The sequence below is a fragment of the Clostridioides sp. ES-S-0005-03 genome (assembly GCF_020658455.1).
In the GTDB taxonomy this organism is placed as follows: Bacteria; Bacillota; Clostridia; order Peptostreptococcales; family Peptostreptococcaceae; genus Clostridioides.
Genome location: NZ_JACVWI010000049.1, coordinates 1 through 234, shown reverse-complemented (window position 1 = coordinate 234; position 234 = coordinate 1). Strand labels below are relative to the sequence as shown.

Below are 234 nucleotides of genomic sequence, written 5' to 3'. Positions count from 1 at the left end.
GAGTTCCCCTCATTAAGCTATGTATTCACTTAATGATACTTAGACATTACTCTAAGTGAGTTTCCTCATTCGGAAATCTTCGGATCAAAGTTTACGTGCAACTCCCCGAAGCTTATCGCAGCTTATCACGTCCTTCATCGGCTCCTAGTGCCAAGGCATCCGCCCTGCACCCTTAATAACTTGACCAGTTAAAAAGGTTTGATAGATTAGAAGCTATCAACTTCGATAATTTTT

At 41.0% G+C, this 234-nt stretch carries 1 rRNA gene; it reads right to left on the bottom strand.

The features are described 5' to 3' along the window. Positions 1-186, bottom strand: a 23S ribosomal RNA gene (locus tag IC218_RS22360); the annotation flags it as partial. Positions 187-234: the final 48 nt, after the last annotated feature.